A 20,324-nucleotide genomic window follows, 5' to 3' on the forward strand; every position below is an offset into this window, starting at 1 on the left:
ACCGTCGCTCGCAACAAGCTCAAAAGCGCTCAGCACCGACCTTCGATCATCGCCGCGTGCTGGATTCAGGCAACCTTGTGGTGACGTCATGATTTATGGAAAGGTCAATAGATATGACAAGCGAAACCTTAAGGGCGAGCGCGGATAGTCTGCGGACTTATTTTAGCGAAGTCACCGCTGCTGGCGCGCGAAGCGCGTCCATGAGTGAGTTGCGACGATTGGGTATGGCTGCGGAGCGCTCGATGCTGGTCGCAACGGGTGGAGTGAACACCCATAGAGGCGCGATCTTTGGCCTTGGCCTGCTTTGCGCCGCTGCGGGTTACCGCCGAACGGCTCGGTGCACGTCGTTCTCGCTTGGGGAAATCGTTGCCGCTCGCTGGGGTCATTCGATCCTTACTGACGCACCGACCGATTCCTCTCATGGGGTTCGGGCAATGTATCGCTATGGAGCGGGAGGGGCGCGTGCCGAGGCGGCATACGGGTTTCAAAGCGTATATGGAATTGCACTCCCTGCCCTTCGGGCCGCACGTTGCTGGACGAACGCAGCGGACGACGCGCATCGCGTGCACGTGTTGTTTGCGCTCCTAGCCGAAGTGGATGATACCAACATCCTGCATCGGGGAGGCGAGGCGGGCGCTGCATGGGCGAAGGCTTGCGCGCGTGGCTTCATCGAGCGCGGAAGTACCAGCCGTCACGCATGGCTGGAGGATGCGGTGGCAATTCACTGCGAATTTGTTAGGCGTAGGCTGTCACCCGGGGGCTGTGCCGACCTTCTAGCTATGTGTCTGCTCGTTGACGCTGTTGAAGTATCGCAATGAGTGAATCCACTATCGCTATTCTGTGCTCAGGTCAGGGGCGACAGCATCGCGAAATGTTTGATGCCGTTTCGGATGTTCCCGAAGCGCAAGCCATCTTCCGGGAAGCATCGGCGTACCTCGAAGGAGTTGATCCACGTGAGTTTGTGCGCAGTGCTCCGGAAGGCGCCCTGTATAGCAATCGGATAGGCCAACTTCTATGTTGCACGCAAGCCCTGGCAGCTTGGGCGGCACTGGGGACCGCTCGCCCGAAGCGAGCCGTAATCGCGGGGTACAGCGTTGGGGAACTTGCGGCGTGGGGATGCGCGGGAATACTCGCGCCGGGGGTGGTCCTTGCGCTGGCCGAGCAACGGGCCCGCCTCATGGATATCGCAACACCGCCTGAGGCGGGTTTGTTGGGCGTGGTAGGGCTACGCGCTTCGGACATCAGTGGGCTGCTGGAGATGAATTCGCTTTGGATTGCGATAGTTAACGATGTCGATAGCTACGTTGTTGGCGGGTTGAATTCGGATCTCCTTTGTTTTGAAAAGCAGGCACTCAAAACTGGCGCCCGCCACATCAGACGGCTCAATGTTGCAGTGCCGTCGCATACTCCGCTTTTAAGGGATGCTTGTCAGGCTTTTGCCGAGCAAGTTAAACGCCATGCGTTATATCGTCCACTGTCGGGGTTACGTGTACTGAGCGGAATTGATGGCGATTGGGTGGTAGACACGGCGGAGGGCGTGGACAAACTGGCGGCGCAAATCGCACAAACGGTCCGCTGGGGGGATTGTTTGCGCTCGTGCATAGAGTCCGGCGCGATCGCCGCGCTGGAACTGGGTCCCGGGGATGCACTTTGCCGAATGCTAACGAGTGTTGACGTCTCAGTTCCTGTTCGCGCGTATGAAAATTTTCGTCGAGCGGACGGTGTGAAGAAATGGCTCGACACCCTGAATTGACTGCTCCCTCCTGAAGATGCTGTCGCAAAACGCATCATCAGGCAGCCCGATTGAAAGCGGTTGCAGCCCTGAAGCCAGGGGAGAAATCGGCTGCGCAAAGTTGACCCGAGCTTGCACGGGACGAATAAAGTCATTTGTAAGAACGCAAATAGAGCCCTTTGCAGGGCCACTGCCCGCGACAGGTTGTGCGCCATGACATGAAGCGCAAATTCGCCCGACCACTGCAAGCCCGCGGTGCCGACACCGGTTCAATCCCTGATGACCGCACTATCCTGAAATCTTGCGCTTCAAAATTTCCTAAGAACTTGAACGGCAAGGAAAAAGGGGGGGGGCTAAATCCCTCATTCCGCGCATAGGCCAGCCTGCCAGCAAAAGCCGGCTTGAGGACCGTGCGCTTGTAGTCCAGACGCTCGGAAGCCCATATTTTCCAAGGACTTGCGAGGAAGTCGAAAGCGGTTCTAAGTGCCTCGTCGAAGCTGCGCACCGGACGCCCGGTTTGGGTGATGTTCTCCGCCAGAACGATCTCGCGATCTTCCAGTGTCTTAATGCGAGTCTCATAGGCAGCGATGATCGAAGGATCGAGGCGTTCGCGATACGGTCAAGGAACTGCTCGACCTGTTGATTGACCTTTTTCGGCTCGACCTTGAGCGTCTTGATGCGCTTCGCGCCGCCGACAAGGCGATGCTCCCAAAGATCTTTGAACATGGCGCGGGCAGCGTTGCAAAGGCCAAGCGCGAAAAGATCAGGATGTTCGTGATTTCGAGCGCCGAGGCCATCCCGGCCGCGCGACTGCTGCAGGATCGGTTCTCCCGCGATCCGTTTCTGACCGTACCGTGCAATCAGGGCGTGCTCAAGATCGCCTCGTGCACGCTCGATGACATTGAGAAAGAGCTGGATCAATGCGATTTCGCAGCGGCCATCGCCCACGGCGATGACAGCACCACCGGCCGCGGCACGGAATGGCCCGCCCCGCGCGCGATAGGTCATCTTCGAGCTGGGCCCTGTTCACGGGCCGATTGGGCCGGACACGGGCGATCCTGATGGAGCCGCGCGGAGAGGGCGTCAAGCTGCCGAGCGACATGGCAGTAATCACCACTACGGACAACGAGGAGGAACGAGCGCAGCTTCGCGCCGAATCAAAATCATCGGCTTCTTATCCGTTATCGAGCTACTCGGCAAGATGGTGATTCTTCGTGTTCGCGGGGTAAGGCGAAATTCGCAAATCCTCGTGCAACGAAATCTCCGTACTATTTGCAGGCGGGGACGATCCTGCTGCGGCCGCATAATCGACCTGCGATAAGTGATAGTCGCGAAGGCGAAAGTGAGCTCGCGAGCCTTTAGTTGTTGCGGGCCCGACTGCTATTGACTGTGATCTGTAAGACGAGGCATCACCTCTTGTGCGTGAGCGCAACAACTATGAGTTGGACGTTCGCTTATCTCAGGGGCGAAGAAGTAGACAAGTTTTCGCCGAATCAAAATCGCGCTCACGAACCGATGTTCGTTAGCGCTCAAGGAATAGCGTAACTGTGGATCATGTAAGTCAAGTGATGAAAAATATTCAAACAAAAAACGATGTGGAAGTAAACCGACCCCGCAAGGGCGACAACGTGGACCGGACGCTCGATTAAACCGTGAACATACTTATTATGGCGTTTGTCCTTCTTCCAGGGCTCGCATACGCACGAGACGCGTCAGGCACATTCGGCGGCATTACCACCTTCGTGAAGTCGATCTCGCAGTTGCTCATCTACGAATGGGGTTCAGCACATGGGCATCGATTCCCTGGAAATTCAGAGGTGCCGCTGGAAAACCGGCCGCATCGACCTGATGGCGCTTGGTGGCTGGGGCCTTGGTATCGGTCTCGTCTTTTTCGCCCCGAACATTGTTGCTGACCTCAAATCGCGCTGTTATATCGATCCCGTGAGTGCGGCTGACCAAGTCCAGAACGAAGGTGAACCGCTTGCTGTTTCAATGACGCGTCCAGCGATGCTGAGTGGCTGACGCTCGCAAGTCTCGGGAGAGGCTTCTCAAGAGTAGGAGACACCGATATGACCGATAAGATCAGAAAACGGGAAGAAGACCGCGAAGCAGCCGTCCGCGAGTGGGAAAGGGGGGGCAGTGCCTCGTTGGTCGCCAATCATCGCAAGAAGAAGCTGAATGGCATTTCGATTGCCATCATCGCGATAGCTGTGCTCGGTACCGTCGGGTACACGAAGCATCGCGTTAGCGAGTCAGCGGATAAGACGGTGAGTAGTGGCAACTTAACCATTCCAGAGCGCCAGCCCGTACCGAGGCTAAAAAATCTGGAGCCGGCGAGCCAGGCGGGTGGTGCTTCAGCAGCAGGAGCTGTGTCCGCTCGTGTGACGCAAGGCGATGACCTGATTAACGCGAAACGCGAGCGGAAGGAAATGCAGCGACAGGAGCGAGAGAGGTACATGCGCGAAGAGCGCATGAAGCCGGCGATCATTCCGCCGAACACGGTAAATCCGCCGCCGGCAACCTTGCAGCCAGTGGACGGCGGGAACGAGCAGGACCCGCCACATGCAGGTATTTTCGGCGACGCTAGCGGTGACCGGGGCGCGGATAACCCGAATTCCCGGTTTGCGCGAGAGGTGTCGCGCAGTGGCGCCGCGCTCAGTTGGGCCAATCAGATCGACAACCTTTTCTATAAAGTTTTGCAAGGCAAGATGATCGAAGCCGTGCTTGAGCCAAGGGCGATCTCGGATCATCTGCCTGGCATGGTCTGCGCGACGGTGCAACGCGACGTGTACGGCACGGAGGGCAGGAGCACGTTGAGTCCGTGGGGCGCGCGCGCGTGCGGCACTTACAACGCCGAATTGCGCAAAGGACAAGGTGGGCTGTTTGTCATCCAGCACTCGGTTCGTACGCCGGATGGTGCACACGCGGCATTGGACAGTACCGGCGCCGATGAGCTTGGCACAGCCGGGATGGGGAGCGTTGTGAATTCGGATTTTGTGGAGATCTTCGGCATGTCCGCGTTATTGTCCATCATTGGCGCGGGAGCGACCAACGCCGGCATGAGTTCAGGGGATCAATACAATTCGGCCACCTATTACCGGCGGTCTGTGCAGCAGGCAGTTGCACAGACATCTCAGAGCTCGTTTGAAAAATCACAGGTGAGCGATTCTGCGTAAGAACAGGCTGCCCATCGCGATGTGAATCATGGCTTCAGACACGTCGGCGCGTCGCTCGTAGTCCCTGACCAGCCGACGCCAGCGAACCATCCAGCCAAAGGTGCGCTCTACCACCCAGCGCCGTGGCAACACGGCAAAGCCAGTCTGCTGCCGGCGGCGCGCCACCTCGACGACAAACTCAGGCGTTGCCGCCTTGTCCATCAGGGCCGTTCGGTCGTAAGCCCGTCGGCAAACAGATGCTTCACGCCCGGCCAGCGCTTCTTCACCGCTCCCAGCACGGCCTGCGCACCGGTCCTGTCGGCGATACCGGCGGGCGTGAGATTCACCATTCGCAAACGGCCATCGGTATCGACCGCAATGTGCCGCTTGCGTCCAGCCACTTTTTTTGCCGCGTCGCAGCCACGCTGGCTCGCCGCTGGCGCCTTCACCGTCTGACCGTCGATGACCCCGGCGCTGGGGCAATGCTGGCGGCCGGCCAGCTCCCGGTCAGGCATCAGTACCACATCGCGCAACGTATGAAACAGGAAGCGGCGCATCAACTGACGAACCCACCAGCAGACCGTCTGCCATGGCGGGGAGTCCTTCGGCAGTACCCTCCAGCCGCACCCCGCCCGCACCAGGTAGCGCAACGCATTGTCCACTTCACGCAAATCGCACTGACGACGGCGTCCGCGCGAAGCAGCACGTGGCAGCAATCCCCTGATTGCGGCCCACTCGATGCCGCTCATATCGCTCGGGTAGCGCTTCGTCTTCTGCGCCCGCTTTACCCGGCAACCCATGATGTTCTTTTTTTCACACCCCCTATTAAAACCACATCCGGCTGCAATTTTCAAACGCGCTCTCAGCAGACGCTTGTGCCGTGCATCGATACTGCCGCCGACCATCGAGATACCGGCCGGTTCACGCGTTCTGATCTACGTGAGCAGAGACTTGGATTTCACTCCGATATATAAAAATGAGATCGACGCGGACAGGCATCGTGACGGCACGACGTTTATCGAGTGAGCGAAGTCCATGTCGCAGATCGCCTCCTTTCGCGCCAAGTTCTCCTCGTTGTCTGTCCAGCTTGGCGATCGGCAAGTCACCGAGATTCAGATCAACAAGTTGGGAAAATTTTGGCTTAAAAGGAGGGGCTCTTACTATGCCGAGCGAATCGGAGTGCCCGGGCTGACGTACCTACTGCTGTCGAAGTTGGCGGAAGTCACCTCGTCGTTCAAAAGTCTCGCGGTTGACCGGGTAGCCCGATTTTGAGCGGGGCACATATTGTAAGGAGATGATCCCGCCGCCCGGTTGTGCCTGAGCGAACCATAGTGATGGCGATTCGCAAACGGTCCATGGTTTGCGTGTGGATGTCGAAGTACGAGGAGTAGGTGGGCGTTTCGACTCGTGAATAATGATGTGACTGACCAACCGTATTCAGATCCTCAATTATCGGAACTGTACCGGGCGAAGAAGTGGGGCGAATTCCAGCGGGGCGCGGTACTGACCCACAGAACATCGCCATGTCAGCAGGGGCCTATTAGACAACCCACCTGAACGCATTCGTACAGGAGATTGTGCGACGCCGAGAAATCGTGATACCGATCAATGTGTTGACCTAACGGGTCGCGGACACGAATTCTACTAGACAAAAATCGGAGGAGGCGTGGCTCCGTAACATCTCGTAACAGAACTGTTGCATGATTGTATGTACTGTCCTGTCTCCGACAAAATCAACCGACGTAATCATGGACGGAGACGTTAAACAAGATACGCATCAGGTTGTTCGACAAAAACGGGCGCGTTCCCTCAAAATGTCAGGCAACTTACGGCCAATTCCGATTGGCTGGCTGGATTCGTTTGTGCGCCGCCTGCATGCCGATAAGGTGATTGCCACAAATATCGATCCACGAGTTATATCAAGCGAAGGAGAAGTATTCGCATTACACAAGCACCTAGGGCCTTTGCGATGTGAGTCGGTACCGCCAGTGGTGGAGATGGGGGTGCCGAACCGTCAGGGAAATGGCGCCGGGAGCTGGGGTGGTCGAAACGCGCGGGCCGATAACTTCCTCTCGACCGTTTATCCGCGACAACGTGCCGGAGTGGCGTAAATCCCATGCAAAGCAAAAAATTCGCTGAAATGCGTGGCAGATGCAATGTTATATACGAGGCAGATATTCATCTTGCGCGCGATCGCATTGTTCTGAGATTGCGCAGACATTCCGGCGGCATACTCACGCTTGAGCGCAGAAGCTGTCGAGGCGATGGTACGTCGTTTGCCCAGATTGTCGTTATTAGTAACCTTGATTCTTTGCGAGAGTTCGCATCCACTGATGTGTGTTCCGAACATTTGCGCACGCAGTATCACGCGATTGAGCGTGTTTGTTCAGAAGAGGCTCCCATTTTCCCATCCAGTCCGATTGACTGTTCCGAAGACGTGCTGGACGCGATTGGGCGAATTCAAAAATGTGCGAGCGAAGGCGAGCTTATGGTGACTACAGGCGCCGTGCTCAAGCACCTCGGCATCACTTCTTATACATATAAGTGGGTCCTTGCGGACGAAAAGGTTCGAGGGATCCGTGAACAACGCTGTCTGATCGGCTGTCATCCCGGCTGGGTACACGCATATTCTCGACACCGACCTTGCGGTAATGACGTCTTGCTCGACTACATCAAGCGAAGGGCGGCGCCAGCGGTAGGTAGTGAGATTGAGGCGTACCGCCAGGACCGGAACCTACGGTTGTTGTCAGCCAGATACGGTTTTGGCAGTGTTCTTGTGTGTGCGGCCCACCCGCCTGGAAGTTCGCTGTTTGGTGTACTACAGGTTGGAAGCAGGCAGATACCACCGGCGGGCGAGTGTGCACTTTGGAGGCATCGGGTGCTAATTCGTGCGATCGCTGGGGAAATCCTCGATTGGCGCGTCGCAACGGTGCGTGATGAGGCTGCACGCGCTACCGACCTGGACCATCGTGAGCTCCATGTGTTGCGTCTGTTGAGAAATGGACGAACCGCGTGCAACGTTGCCGATAACTTTGGAATTTCGGAGCGGAGTGTGTATCTGATCTTCCGGAAGATCAATCAGAAATTGGGCGTTTCGCACATTGCACGCGCCGTCGAAAGAGCATCCGCGAATGGCCTGATTGAGTAAGAGCACATCAAAAAGCTCTTGGCATGGATGTAAAAATTATAAGGATGCCATTATATGTGGATAACTGAACAATGGAAGGTAGGAAATAGAATAGCTCATCATTGACGATGACTTGTGGGCGCTGATTGAACCATTAACGCAGCAATCGAAACGCGGGGAAAGAGCTAATCTTCTCTACCGCATGTGTGGGACGGTGCGGCGCTCAATCTCATTCTGTTCATTATGAACGCAGGATACATTGGAACCACCCGCCGACACGATCGCGGTTGGACTCAGGACCAACTTGTTGGCGATGACTGCGCAAGTGGCAGGCGGTCAGCGTATGGGACCGTCCGCACGAACTCCTGCTTGCGAAACTACGCGAGCCACACCAGTTCGACTTCTCGCGTGCCACCGGCGATTCTTCACTGGTACGCGCCGTTGGGGTGGGCGAGAAGTTGACCCGAACGCCACGGATCGTGCACGCCCTGTTTCGAAGCACCGCGTCCTCGTAGATGCCAGGGGTCGCCGGTCGGTGCGATTCGCGCAGGCGCGAATGCTCACGACGTCACGCAATTGTCGCGGCTCGTCGTCGCGATCCCACCGATTCGTGGGGTGCTGGTCGTCCGCGTCGAACGCCTTGGGCTCTCTCTATGTCGATCGCGGCTACGATTTCGATTTCCGCGTCACCAACTGCGCCAGCGCGAAGCGCGAAGCGCCGCAGTGAAGACGGTAGCGGTCAGGGTGAATTTCGCTGGGTCGTCGAACGCATTCCATTACACACAAGTCTGCAGCAGCTCAACCCCGCGGATATGCCACAATCCTGAACCCTCTGGAACCAGGCGCGGCTGCGATCCACGTATGCAGGGCATCCATGACCTGTTGCCGTTTGATGATTGAGAGCTCATCCGTGAGCTGGTCGCTCCTGGGCTGCCGATACCGCAGTTCCTGTTCCGTCTCACCGACTTCGCGCTCCCTGTCTGCGAGTTGGACGGCCGGTTGCGCGACTAGTGCGCGAAGCGGGTCGGGGCTGAGCGTTGCTGGATCGACCGGCAGGTTCATGGCACGAGTCTGCCAGACGTGCTAGGCGAAACGGCTTACGTCCGCGTTGGCCTCATACCAGGGTAATGGAGTGACCGCTGGCCAGCGTGCGCCATGGCGGTCCCGTCACCAGTGCCCGCAACCGTCCATCATAAACGTGACGGAGACGACAAGGCATGGTTCCGGGACGCTTGATCCAGAAGCGCAATCGACGCAGAAAGGCGGCAACTGGTACATCGGAATGAAAATGCATGTTGGCGCGGACGACGACTCGGGCCTGGTCCATATGGGCATAGGAACGGCGGCCGATGTTCACGACATCACTGTTGCAAGGCGTTGCTGCACGGCGAAGAAACTGATGTGTACGTTGATGCCGGGAATCAGGGTATCGAAAAGCGTTGTGAGACTGACCCAGTTCGTTGGCATGTTGCAATGAGATCGGCGAAGCGCAGAAATTGGATCTGAGCGATTCGCTGGATGTGACCTTCGATCAGATCGAACGTCCGAAGATGGGGATTCGGCCCAGGGTCGAACACCCGTTTCGCATTCTCAAGCGACAGTTCGGTTACACGAAGACCGGCCATCGGGGTTTGATGAAGAACGCTGCCCAGATCACCACACTGTTTGCTTTGGGTAATTTATGGATGGCGCGTAGAGCTCTGCGCAAAGCTTGAAACATCGATGCAGATGATGGTCGTATGTTTCGCCGCAGCACTCTAGCGCGCTCAAAAATTTCAAGCGACCGACTCGCCAACAAGGTTCAGGACACCAAGGGAGCACACCGTGTGAAAGGTAACACTCCCAAAGCGAGTTGTGCAGACCTTCCTTTAACCTGCTTTGTCCCTTGCCTCGTGGAACAATTTCATGATCGCCTGGCTGTCCGCCTGAGACAGTTGCCCACTCCTAGCAAACTGCTCCACGACCGCCTCAAGCACTCTGGCTTCCGAGATCCCGCTAGTCAGTCGGTCGTTGATCTGCGTTCGGATCTGCTCTCTGACGTCCACGGGCGTCTGCAGGATGACTGCAATTTGGTCAACCAACCGGCTGGCAGCCTGATGAAGCCTAGTGGAGGTGTTACGGGCTGTCGGACTTGGCTTCGCACGCTCTTGAGCGTCGAGCTCGGCGTTATAATGAGCCGAAATGTTTCGAGGCAGAAGCGGCTGTTTCAGCGTTGGTCCCTTGAAACCCGCCGTATTACCATGCTGGTTGTATATCGCGTCTTTGCTCTTCCCCCAAACGATGTTCAGGTTATCGTCGACCACGCTCGCGTAATCAGCCTTGGAATGACCGGGATAGGTGGTTGCCCGCTGGAGACCCCGTTCCTTGCGATACGCGTTTTCCGAAAAGCGCTCCTTTGCAAACATGCCCAATCCAACCGTCCGGGCTTCTTCAAGGAGTTTGGGATGGCCCTCTCTACGGATCATCTGGCCATCCAGGGCATGAAGGGCATGGACCAGTTCATGGAAAAGGGTCGCCTCGGCTTCAGGCCCTTGCCGAAGATCATATAAGCTTGCGAGATTAGCATATAGTGTTGCGCTTGACCCCGCGCCATTGCTCTTGCGCACGCTGTCGTGAGGTTCTACTCCGTTCCCCCCCGAGGCGAGAACCAGTTCGAGTGGACTGCTCGCGATAGTCAATCTGGTGCCTTTCCTGCGAGTTGCTTCATCGATCGCAGAAAACAGATCGCGTCCGATTTGCGTGTCCCCGATTCGGGCAAGCGTAGTTTGCAACGCCTCAAGGTTTTCTTGGTCCTTTTTCCCAGAAGTGAACCGTAGCTGGATATTGGGGTTGTTATGCAGCCACGAAACTCCAAATGCAGTTGACGAAGTGTCGCGACTTGCCTCGATGTTCGAATCTTCCCGGTTCGGATTTCGAAAGTCTGCTTTACCTAGCGTGCCAACTGGTTCGCGAAGCGGAGCCAGCGTCGATGAAGGGGTAACGCTTTGTGTGCTACCGCCGCGTGCAGGGCGCGCGGGGGGGCTAGGAACTGCATCACTGGAGTGCGGCAAAAAGCTATTTCTGATCTTGTCCAAAATTCCCATATCGTGCTCACTCACGCCATCCGGCGCAACAGACATCTGTTATGCAATCGGAGGTGATTCCAATTGCGTGGTTTTTAGAAGTATTTTGTTTTCACACTCCCACCCGTTCCATTCTCAACCGAGCGGCGGCGGCATGAATACACTCATGACCGATATGATGTACGTAGCGAGCCTTGAGGGGCACCCACACGCGAAGCGCGAAACGGTGCGGCCGTAATGGGGAGCGCCCCTGACCTGCCCCGCAATTTTCGGACCAGTTGAAACTTGAGAGAATGGCCTCCAACGGAGAAAAGGACGTCATGAAGAAGAGCCGGTTTACCGAGGAACAGATGGTCACCTCCTGCGCGAGCCGGACAAGGCACCGGTTGGTGAGGTCGCGAACAAGCACCGGATCAGCGAGCAAGGCATTTACAACTGGCGACAGCATTTCGGCTGGGCCCGAGGCCGCCGGCGTGAAGCGGTTCAAGCAGCTCGAGCAGCTCGATCAGGAGAAAGCGCGGCTAAAGAAGATGCCGGCCGAGCGCGATCGCGAGCTGGACGTGATGAAAGAGGTCAACGCGAAAAATGTGGCGAGCGCGCCTGCCCGACGCCAAGCAGGTCGCGTACCTGAAAGCCCGGGGCCCTTCAGAGCGTCGTTGCATTACGAATTAACGCTTGCGGTGCGGGACGCGCCGGTGCCTGCAGCAATGAGTATCCTGTCGGTGCAATATCCACCTTATGGTTGCCGTCGCATTGAGATCTTTCTGGAGCGACAAGCTTCTCATCCGGTGAGCGCTGACAAGGCATGGCCGCATGGTCTCTGTGGCGTCCTGCTGGCCTGTAGGTCCAAGCAAGCGGCCGAGCCGGCGATGGCGGCATACGGCCCGTCTGGGCGTATGAGTTCGTATTCGATGTGTGCGCCAACGGCCAGCAGTTGAAGTGTCTGCCGGTGATCGATGACTACACGTGTGAATGCCGGGCGATTGACGTGGGCCGGATCGATTCGCGCCGCGCGCGTGATCGAAGTCCTGTCCCAACTGGTCAGTGTTCATGGCGCGCCTCGTTAGCTGCGCTCTGACAAACGTCCGGAATTCGTCTCGCGGACTATCCTGAAGTGGGGATTCGGGCGAGCGACAACGCTTCAAGCCGCCGGGGCGCTGCCTTAGCGTGTCGCCACGTGGCCCGTCGGACGACGATTCCCGGAACTGCCAGAAAGGATAGGCATCACGACCGCTTATGATTGGCTGAACAGTGGATCTCTTGCAGGAGCGTCATACTTTACGGATCGCGAGAATAATTGCTTGCCTGCTATCCTTCCCGCTTCCGCATAGCGGACCATGGCATCGGCCTTCGAGTAGTCGGAGTCTGGAGAATTGTTTTGACTGGTGACAGCAAGTGGGCTTATCGCAATCCCGCCCGCGATCGTACCAAGGATGGCTCCAAACCCACGCGCTCCAGGAATCTCTCGTTTCTTGTTGAGCTCCTTTATCTGGCGCTCGTCAGGGCCCCTGTCCGCATGAACCACGACGTGTTTCACGGGGAATTTACTAGCAATAGTTTTGATCGCCTGAGACAGAAGAATACTCTGTCCTGGCATTGGCATCGTAAAGATGGCGGGCTCCTTGATATCGGCACCTTTTCGCGTGAGTGCCGTAGCCGCTCCGTGGACCGTAGTCTTGAAGTGCTTTTCGTGATATCCCCGGACATTGAGAGCTTGTTCCGGAATCCCCTGATCACTTTCATACTGTGCGCCCTTACCGTGACATCCATTCGCAATAGCGACATTAAACTTTGTATGCGCATTATTGTGATTACCTATCTTGTGCCCTTCGGGCAAGGTAGCTGACACCGGAACTTGGTTCTTGAAAATGTCGCTGGACCGGATAGTCTGGCTCGCATCCGCTGCAGTGACATAAAGAGTCGCTGGGCGGTCAGGCTTGACGCTCCTGTTGGCGATCATCAGGGCGCCTGCTCCATCTGCAAATTTAAGAATGCCAATCGACAAATCAGGATAGTGCTGTGTCAACTCGTTGATAAAGATTTCGTTTCGCTGTTGCTGCTGGATATCAGCTCTATAGCCGAGTTTCGGGCTGTTCAGGGGCGAAACATCACGTTTATCCGCCTCTTCCATAATTTTTGCGAAAGCCGTATTCTTATCGGTGACCACAGCCTTAAAAGTCGGGCTCCTATGGATATCGTGGGCCTTGAGATCTGCCAGAGTCCTCATGGCTGCGCTCTTTTCTGAGGCAAGCTGCCGTTGCAAAGTTTTACTCGCATTGGCCAATGCAATTCTGTCCTTGGGGGAGGACAACTTCGAGCTAATTGTTTGCAAGAACTCGGGTGGTAGCTTTTCAAGGTTAGACTGACCGGAATTGAGGTTTATGCGGGTAGAGGAGGTCATGACGTCGGAAAGAAAGGTTTCAGTTGCCTTACTGTAGGCGGCGAGGCGCTGAAACTGCCTGGGATCCTGCGCAACAATCCCGGTATGTCCGTAATTGCGCAGCCGAAAATCTGAAAAAGAAAAATAACTTATCCGCAAATGATATTGTCATTAATCATCGCTTTGTGGGGGGGCGATAATGGCGACGGCAAATGGTTTGTGGCGGGCGACCCTGCATTCTGGATTTTTGTAACGGACGAGCAGTTTGCAAAAAAGGCTGAACTAGCCATGACTAACTTTCCCCATTCGCCTAGGACTCACGCGCGATCAATTCTGTCTCGGAATAAATAACCACTCGTCGAGATTTTAGATCGATAATCGATTTTATATTATGAATTTGATCTTTTCGCAGTTGAGCGAAGTTCTGATTCGCGAAACCGTCTGTAGCGGCATGAAGGCGCGCGTGACACGCGCAAGTTACTCAACTTAGTTCCTCCCGAACATGTCCGTACAGCCCACAACGTGTCTGCCCCGCGTGCGGGCGTTCATCAGCGGTGCCGATTCCGATTGGGGCAAGTTTTTTGCCGCCACGGCGGGCCGATGCCGTTCGAGGGTCAAGCATTTACGGTGCGCGAATAGCACGATGCATTCGTTTCCCCGGGGAAGCAGTGAGTTGCTCCAGATGCGCCCAACACCTTGGAGGCAATCATGGCAGGCGATAGCGTATAGAAGGGGCGCGATTGTGAAGGTATCCGACATGTACTATGTCGTGCACGATTACGGTCTGCGCCGCCAGGTCGACGTGCACCTTGCCGGCAGGCAGCGTGGTCGATGAGGTATCTTTAAGAAATCGCGGCAGCAGACCCGTCCGCCGATACAGCGGCATGCCGAACTGACACTTGTCGGGAGTGCCGGTTCGCTAAGCACCCCTCGCGCAACACGTGCGGTGGCGGCCGCGTGACGTGGATGTCCGGGTTATAGCAGGGCCATGCATACTTGACGCGCTTATGTTGGTGCTCCAAATCCGCTCCGGAATCACGTTCAGTTGCCGGCTAATCTTCACGCCCGCCATCGACACAGGCACTAGAAACCCACGAGAAGATGCTGTCTCGACTATCGAAGATCGGTTTCGCGCTTTCGGGATGTTTTTCGCTTGTGGATGTCACTTATGACGACAGCGTCGTATGCTACGTTTTGTCAAAATTGCGTCAATCGTACGTTGGCGTTGTCTGCGGTTCGATTGGGGGGGCTGTATGAACGTGTTGAACCACGTGAGAGATGTTCCCGTTGCGGTAAAGACCGCGAACGTTGCTCCGCTGGAGGCGGGCTCTGCGCAAACCAGTCCGGCACGTAGCTGCGCTGGTCCGCTTGCGGGGCTGTCCGCGCGTCCTTTGCGAGGCACGGGTGTGCGTGCTCCGGCTCGCATTGGATCGTTGCTGGATCGACCCATCGAGAGCCTCAGGATACTGAAGGCGGGTGCGCAGCGAACCCTGTACGAGGTAAAAACATCGGGTAGATTCAGGTACGCAGCGATGAGTTTCGGAGATAAGGCTGCACTGCGTCGGGCACTCGAGTTTTATTGTACAGTTCCTGCGCATCCGGCTTTGCCGCTTTTCCTCGGTGTTAAAAAAATCGGTGCCAAAGAGTGTCTCGCCATGGAGCTTGTGGAAGGCAATACGCTTGGCAAGGTGTTTGAGCGCATGAGGGTTGAAGCGAAGCAACACCTCGCGAGTGAGCAAGCGCAGGTGAGATCGATCTTGAAATTTGGCCGCGATCTTTTCGATGGTCTCTCCCATCTTGAAATGTACGGAAGAGCGCACGGAGACATCAGGCCCGAAAATCTGATCCTCAACCGGCACGGCATCCTGAAGATGATTAACGTCGGGCTCCAGAGCAATGCGTGTGGGGAGGCCGAGGGCGCGGGTTTTGCGGGAACACCACGCTATATGGAGCCGGAAATCATGCGGGCATCATTGAATGCAGATGCTAGTAAAGCGGATGTTTCTGCGGCCGCAGATGTCCTGTTACATGGGCTCGCCAGATTTAGAACCTCGCAAGACTACCGAAGCATTGTTCCAGGTGACGAGAAACCAAGTGGGCCGCGTTTTCGGGATGAGGTATTGTCTGCGTTCGACGAACCGGGGTGGATTATAGGGATGAGAGCCCCATCTGCTGAGAGTTTGCTTGTGCCATCGGAGATGTTCTTCGGGAATAGGCGCAGCACGATCGTTGATGATTTGATGAATCTCGTTGACGAGGTGCTCCATACAGCGAGCAATGACAGGCCGTCCGCGAGTATCGTGGCAAAAGTGCTGGGGACAATCGCGGAGCAACATCTATCCGCGGGCACAACGGGTGATGCGGCCAAGAGGTTTGGCAGTTCGATGGAGGACGTTCGCAAGAAGGGGCTGGCGTTATGGGCCACTCGCTGAGTGTGCGTCACGCGACATTGCCTTCCAGAATCTGGCTTGAATGATCAGATCCAGCATCACGCAAGGCGATACTTGGGCGCACCGTTCGCCTAATCCTGCTGAGGCACTGTGCGAACGTAGGTAAGAAGGCCATGTGGGGAATGCCTCAGTATTGAAGCGAAATTGTACCTGTAGTTATCCTGAATTGTGCGAGCGAGAGCAATGTCGCACGGGATCGTGTGACGCGCTTTGGGTGTCGCGGTACGCGATAGATTGAACTGACTCCGACGCCTCAATACAATGCCTGTCTCCACGACACGTGAGACCGTGTCTCGGCCGCCCGTTGCCACGATTTCTATCCCACCTGTTGTTGACCCTGTCAATTCCTCTAGCCTGATGCCTGCGGGCTCTTGAATGTCCTCGATGCTGCAGAGTTTGAATGGGCACGAGGGTCGGACACATCTCGTATCACTCTCAAGTGTCGCGCTAGGGGGCGACACTGTCGCTGTTAGTACCACACCCGCGCAGCGGCGAACGAATCTGTCATCCGGAGGTTCAACCGGGGCAAAATTGGTGCCGATGACGTGTTGCGGATGACGACCGCTTGCATAAGGGACCTCGGGGATGATTATAAGGGCGCCAGGGCCCGCCTGAAGGCGCTGCAGAAGTATCGGGATCCGCGAACGAATGAACCGATCTCTCCGAACACTATCATCTACACCGCAGCCATCTCGGCTTGCGAGAAGGCTGCCCGCGCTGACAAGGCGCTTGCGCTGGTCGCGCAGTTCGAGCAGCGCGGTTCGGCGCACGGTGTTTTCGCGAATACCATCACCTACAACGCTATCATCGCGACGTGCGCGAAGGCCGCGCGCGGACGACGCACTCGCGCTGTTCGTACGTCTGCAGCGGTACGGCCCGGATCCCGACACCATTGCCTACGATGTGGCCATTTCAGCGTGCGAAAAGGCGGTCCGGGTGTGCGCCATTAGATATAACGTGGTCATCTCGATATGCGAGAAGGCTAACCGACCGGACGACATTAACCGGCTTCTCGATCACCGCATTGCGGCGGGAATATTCCGTCCAACGCTCGGCTTTAGTGCTGGGAAAAACATGTTGGACCTGCATGAGAACGCGATCATCAAACGTGCTATTGATTCTGCGCGCCCCGGCGGGGGTGCACCTGGCAATAGCCCATGCGGCTTTTGACCGCCTGCTAAGACAAGGCATCGTTAATCGTAAGACTCGGTTCGTGGTTGGCCAGCACAGTCATGGATCATTGCGCGTTGCGATCGACGCGGCAATGCGGCAGCGTGGATGGGTCGGCATTCATGCTCATCACGCCAGGAGATGTTCGAACAGGGGACCTGGTTGTCGCCGCATGGTGGATAGGAACTGTGTTGGCGCGAGCCTCGTTGGTGGTCGGCCCCGACCACCTGTTGAGCGACCTGATCGTGCCGGGGTCTTCGGGGATAGTGTCTTTCGTGAAACGGCGTGTGGCGCAGTGCAAATGCGCCAGGCACAGACGCCTGAGACCCACAGCCGACGGGCGAGGTTGGCTGGCGTGGGGCAGCGGACGCGATCAGTTCGGTGGATATAGTCAAGCGGGTGGGGAGTCGCCACAATGACGGGCGCTTGAGCGCAGTTGCGCAGGCTAGCAGATATTACCTAGTGCGACGATGCACTTGGATCGGCAAGTTTGAAGAGCCCAATGTGGGATTTTAACCGTAGTTCATGTGGATTTCGGAATGGTGCGCAGCGTTGCGGCGTGCTCGCGGTGCGAGCGGGTGGCTGTGCCATGCTGACCGTTATTTCTATCATTAACCCACTCGACACAATGGCGCCAGCTCCCTCTTCGACTCATAACGCGGTATCTGGGCCCTCCGCGCATACATCGCCGGTTCAGGCCTCCGCTGATGCCGCTTTGTCGTCGCGCCCGGTGACGGCGACCTCTCGGGCGGACCCGATGCTTGTGGTGCTTCCGAGGCATGCGTGGGAGAAGAGCATGGTGTCGCACGCGCACATTCCGTCCGGGGACAAGCCCGGCACATCCATGAGGCATTCCGGCGCAGCAGCCAATGATGTCATCATCGGTCGGTTCAATCGCGGAGAAGTCGGCGTCAATGATGTGCTGCGGGTGACAACGGCTTGTATAAAAAAGCTCGGAGCTGACCATGTGGGCGCCAGAGCGTGTCTGGAGGCGCTGCAGCGGTGCCGCCATCCGAGGACGGGGCAAACAGTCTTCCCCGACACAATCAACTACTCGGCAGCCATCTGGTCGTGTGAGAAGGCAGCACGCAGTGACGAGGCGCTCGCGCTGTTTGCGCAGCTGGAGCAAATCGGCCCGGCGTACGGTGTCTTCCCGAATACCATCACCTACAACGCTGTCATCTCGGCTTGCGAAAAAGTCGCGCGCGCGGACGACGCGCTCGCGCTGTTCGCGCATCTCCAGCAGCATGGCCCGGCTCGCGGCGTGTTCCCTGACACCATCACGTACGGGGCAGCTATCTCGGCGTGCGGGAAGGCCGCGCGCGTGGATGACGCGCTCGCGCTCTTTACGCATCTTGAACAGCACGGCCCGGCCCGTGGCGTCTTCCACAACACCATCACCTATAATGCTGCCATCTCGGCGTGCGGGAAGGCCGGGCGCGTGTCGGACGCGTTAGGACTGTTCGCACATATCGAGCAGCACGGCCCTGCTCGAGGTGTTTTTCCCGACACAATCACCTACAACGCCGCCATCTCGGCCTGCGAGAAGGCTGCCCGCGCGGATGACGCGCTCGCGCTGTTCGCACACCTGGAGCAGCACGGACGGGCTCGTTGCGTCTTACCCGACACAATCACCTACAATGCGGCGATCTCGGCCTGCGAGAAGGCCGCTCGCGCAGACGACGCGCTCGCGCTGTTCGCACATCTTCAGCGGCATGGTGTGGCGCAGGGCATTTTCCCGAACACCATTACCTATTCGGCTGCCATCTCTGCTTGCGAGAAGGCCGCGCGCGCGGACGATGCGCTTGCGCTGTTCGCGCACCTGCAGCAGTACGGCCCGGCACGGGGCGTTTTCCCGAACACCATTACCTATTCCGCGGCCATCTCGGCATGCGAGAAAGCCAATCGTCCGGATGACGCACTGCAGCTGTTCGCACATCTGTGTCAATATGGCGTCATCATCGGCGTATTCCCCAACGCCATCACCTATAACGCCGCCATTTCGGCGTGCGAGAGGGCCAACCGCACCGAGGAAATGGTGCGGCTTCTCAACGATGGCATCACAGCGGGGATATTCCAACCGTCTCTTGGCTTCAGCAAGGGTCAGAATAAGTTAGACCTGCATGAAAACGCGGTGCTGACAGCTGCCACCAACAAATCCAGCCGCCCGGCGGGAGTTCACCCCGCTTTGGCCCGGGCAATTTTTCATTACCTACTCAAACAGGGCGTCATTGGCGAGACGACATGTTTTGTCGTTGGTCAGCATGGTCAGGCATCATTGCTCACCGCGATCGGCGCGTGCATGCGACAACAGGGCTGGATCCCGGTTCATCCACGCGACTCGCAAGGACGCCGAAACAGGGGAGTACTGGCCGTTGCCAGCGCATCGATGCATACGGATGGCACAAGGGCTGGGGCATCGAATTTTCCGTAGATTCTGGAGCGAGATTGGCGTCTTATGAACTATGTTACGCCATAACTTCGTCAACGTGACCGGCGAGCCTTATGTGCTGTGGCGCTCCGTCGATCAGCATGGTGCCGAACCTGATATCCTGCTGTAGAAGCAGCGTGATAAGGCCGCCGCGAAGCGTTTCTTCAAACGCATGCCCGCCTCGTGCCCCGACGGGCCGCGCAGAATCATCACAGACCAGTCGCGCAGCTATCCAGCAGCGAAAGCCGAGATCCCTGATCTGGTCAACGTGAAGCACGTCTTCGCCAGGTCTGCTGCCAGAATCAAAAACCGCATGGAGAAAAATCATCAGCCCACCAGGAACGTGAGCGGCGCTTTCGCAACTTGGGTCGTACGCAGGCGTTCCTGTCGAATTTCGGTCCGCTCCGTCAGTACTTCGCGCTCAAGCGACGCCTGTCGTGTGCCTCACTCTGTTGCAAGCAACTCGCCGCGCTATTCGTCGTCTGGCGAGAATTAGCTGATCCAACCGAAAATCCGTCTTCCGGTTGCTGAACAGATCGCTCTACCGCCAGCGCCCCCCTTCCCACTTCGCCAAGTTGACGGCGCCCTGATGACGGGCGCCGGGAATTCGGTGGCCGTGATAAAGCGATTTCGTTGTCTTCATCACACGATGGTACACGACCACTTCGTCAACCTGGCAATGCCTCGCCGGGCAGTGTATCGGCCTGGATTGTTTGGACACGGTTTTGGGACTCAGGCGGCCTGTTTAAACATCCGTGCCTGACGGGCTTCGAGGGGTGACATGAAGCCCAGTTTTTCCAGCCGCCATTCTCGGTTG

The 20,324-nt window shown here is 57.1% G+C and carries 11 protein-coding genes and 6 pseudogenes; 14 read left to right on the forward strand and 3 right to left on the reverse strand.

Annotation, left to right across the window (positions count from 1 at the left end; genetic code table 11):
- The first annotated feature begins 113 nt into the window (after positions 1 to 113).
- From HV796_RS46030 to HV796_RS35965, 5 genes are all read left to right on the forward strand, one after another.
- Complete coding sequence (locus tag HV796_RS46030) at positions 114 to 818, forward strand: triphosphoribosyl-dephospho-CoA synthase (RefSeq protein ID WP_175232625.1); 705 nt, start codon at positions 114 to 116, stop codon at positions 816 to 818.
- The gene (locus tag HV796_RS35950; protein WP_175232626.1) at positions 815 to 1,753 is read left to right on the forward strand and encodes an acyltransferase domain-containing protein; all 939 of its coding nucleotides are present in this window, start codon (positions 815 to 817) and stop codon (positions 1,751 to 1,753) included. The genes HV796_RS46030 and HV796_RS35950 overlap by 4 nt, the downstream gene beginning before the upstream one ends.
- 618 nt (positions 1,754 to 2,371) lie before the next feature.
- On the forward strand, positions 2,372 to 2,794 hold the full coding sequence (locus HV796_RS35955; RefSeq protein WP_175232627.1) for a TIR domain-containing protein: 423 nt from the start codon (positions 2,372 to 2,374) through the stop codon (positions 2,792 to 2,794).
- Positions 2,795 to 3,520: 726 nt separating this feature from the next.
- The gene (locus HV796_RS44510) at positions 3,521 to 3,754 is read left to right on the forward strand and encodes a hypothetical protein (protein WP_246356234.1); all 234 of its coding nucleotides are present in this window, start codon (positions 3,521 to 3,523) and stop codon (positions 3,752 to 3,754) included.
- 47 nt (positions 3,755 to 3,801) lie between these two features.
- Complete coding sequence (locus HV796_RS35965) at positions 3,802 to 4,908, forward strand: TraB/TrbI/VirB10 family type IV secretion system protein (RefSeq protein ID WP_175232628.1); 1,107 nt, start codon at positions 3,802 to 3,804, stop codon at positions 4,906 to 4,908.
- On the opposite strand, the pseudogene HV796_RS35970 reads toward HV796_RS35965, so the two are convergent.
- Positions 4,885 to 5,682: pseudogene (locus tag HV796_RS35970) on the reverse strand (IS5 family transposase). The gene HV796_RS35965 and the pseudogene HV796_RS35970 sit on opposite strands and share 24 nt — an antisense overlap.
- 240 nt (positions 5,683 to 5,922) lie before the next feature.
- Here HV796_RS35970 and HV796_RS35975 point away from each other — a divergent pair.
- The 3 genes and pseudogenes from HV796_RS35975 to HV796_RS35985 form a co-directional block, all read left to right on the forward strand.
- Positions 5,923 to 6,159, forward strand: coding sequence for a hypothetical protein (locus tag HV796_RS35975; RefSeq protein WP_175232629.1), 237 nt, complete (start codon positions 5,923 to 5,925; stop codon positions 6,157 to 6,159).
- A gap of 844 nt (positions 6,160 to 7,003) precedes the next feature.
- Complete coding sequence (locus HV796_RS44515; RefSeq protein WP_246356235.1) at positions 7,004 to 8,035, forward strand: helix-turn-helix transcriptional regulator; 1,032 nt, start codon at positions 7,004 to 7,006, stop codon at positions 8,033 to 8,035.
- Positions 8,036 to 9,224: 1,189 nt separating this feature from the next.
- Positions 9,225 to 9,729 (forward strand): annotated as a pseudogene (locus HV796_RS35985) (transposase); the annotation flags it as partial.
- Between the two features lie 153 nt (positions 9,730 to 9,882).
- Here HV796_RS35985 and HV796_RS35990 read toward each other — a convergent pair.
- On the reverse strand, positions 9,883 to 11,133 hold the full coding sequence (locus HV796_RS35990) for a M91 family zinc metallopeptidase (RefSeq protein ID WP_175232630.1): 1,251 nt from the start codon (positions 11,131 to 11,133) through the stop codon (positions 9,883 to 9,885).
- Between the two features lie 263 nt (positions 11,134 to 11,396).
- On the opposite strand from HV796_RS35990, the pseudogene HV796_RS46035 reads away from it, so the two are divergent.
- From HV796_RS46035 to HV796_RS46045, 3 pseudogenes are all read left to right on the forward strand, one after another.
- Positions 11,397 to 11,690 (forward strand): annotated as a pseudogene (locus HV796_RS46035) (transposase); the annotation flags it as partial.
- Positions 11,691 to 11,723: 33 nt separating this feature from the next.
- Positions 11,724 to 11,886 (forward strand): annotated as a pseudogene (locus tag HV796_RS46040) (IS3 family transposase); the annotation flags it as partial.
- A 53-nt stretch (positions 11,887 to 11,939) separates the two neighbouring features.
- Positions 11,940 to 12,140 (forward strand): annotated as a pseudogene (locus HV796_RS46045) (IS3 family transposase); the annotation flags it as partial.
- 170 nt (positions 12,141 to 12,310) lie between these two features.
- Here HV796_RS46045 and HV796_RS36000 read toward each other — a convergent pair.
- Positions 12,311 to 13,615: a hypothetical protein gene (locus HV796_RS36000; protein WP_175232631.1), complete on the reverse strand. Its 1,305-nt coding sequence runs from the start codon at positions 13,613 to 13,615 to the stop codon at positions 12,311 to 12,313.
- 1,373 nt (positions 13,616 to 14,988) lie between these two features.
- Here HV796_RS36000 and HV796_RS36005 point away from each other — a divergent pair.
- The 3 genes and pseudogenes from HV796_RS36005 to HV796_RS36015 all read left to right on the forward strand — a co-directional run.
- On the forward strand, positions 14,989 to 15,888 hold the full coding sequence (locus tag HV796_RS36005; RefSeq protein ID WP_175232632.1) for a protein kinase domain-containing protein: 900 nt from the start codon (positions 14,989 to 14,991) through the stop codon (positions 15,886 to 15,888).
- A gap of 1,984 nt (positions 15,889 to 17,872) precedes the next feature.
- Positions 17,873 to 19,510 (forward strand): pentatricopeptide repeat-containing protein, encoded by a 1,638-nt coding sequence (locus HV796_RS36010; protein ID WP_175232633.1) that lies wholly within the window; start codon positions 17,873 to 17,875, stop codon positions 19,508 to 19,510.
- Positions 19,511 to 19,556: 46 nt separating this feature from the next.
- A pseudogene (locus tag HV796_RS36015) lies at positions 19,557 to 20,038 on the forward strand (DDE-type integrase/transposase/recombinase); the annotation flags it as partial.
- Positions 20,039 to 20,324: the final 286 nt, after the last annotated feature.

The sequence above is a fragment of the Paraburkholderia humisilvae genome (assembly GCF_902859855.1).
Classification (GTDB): domain Bacteria; phylum Pseudomonadota; class Gammaproteobacteria; order Burkholderiales; family Burkholderiaceae; genus Paraburkholderia; species Paraburkholderia humisilvae.